Here is a 740-nt window from a genome sequence, read left to right on the forward strand (position 1 = left end):
AGCGCCGCCTACGAGGCGGCGGTGCGCGGCGACGCCGGCGCCTATGCGCCCGCGCTGCCGGTGCAGTACACCGACTACGCGGTCTGGCAGCACGAATCGCTCGACGCGGGCGTGCTCGAGGCGCAGCTCGACTACTGGCGCGACACGCTCGGCGACGAGCAGCCGGTGCTGGAGCTGCCCGCCGACCGGCCACGGCCGGCCCGGCGCGACGGCCTCGGCGGCCAGGTCGGCGCGGAGCTGGACCGGGCGCTGGCCGATGCCCTTCAGACTTATGCGCGCCATCATGACGCGACGCTGTTCATGACCCTGCTGGCGGCCTTCCACGCGCTGCTGCATCGTTACGGCGGGCAGCGCGACATCCGCGTCGGGATCCCGCTGGGCGGGCGCGAGCGGATCGAGATCGAGCCGCTGATCGGCTTCTTCGTCAACACGGCGGTGATCCGTGCCGAGCTGTCGGGCGCGCTGCCGTTCGAGGCGCTGCTGGCCCAGGTCCGGCAGCGCGTGCTCGACGCGCAGGCCAACCAGGACGTGCCGTTCGCGCGCATCGTCGAGGCCCTGCAGCCGCAGCGCGTGGCGAGCCAGACGCCGCTGTTCCAGGCGATGTTCAACTACGACGTGCAGCAGGGCGCCACCGAGCGGCGCGTGGCCGACACGCTGCGCCTGAGCCCGTTCGGCAGCCAGCGCAGCGCCGCGCAGTTCGACCTCACGCTGGGCGTGTCGGTGGGCGAGCGCATCGGGCT

The 740-nt window shown here is 73.4% G+C and carries 1 protein-coding gene; it reads left to right on the forward strand.

Going from position 1 to position 740, the window contains the following annotated elements; translation table 11 throughout:
- Window positions 1–740 (forward strand): condensation domain-containing protein (locus HWX25_RS32700; RefSeq protein ID WP_175912723.1); only part of this gene is annotated, 740 nt, incomplete at both ends.

The organism is Burkholderia sp. BCC1640 (genome assembly GCF_902833125.1).
GTDB classification, from domain to species: Bacteria; Pseudomonadota; Gammaproteobacteria; order Burkholderiales; family Burkholderiaceae; genus Burkholderia; species Burkholderia diffusa.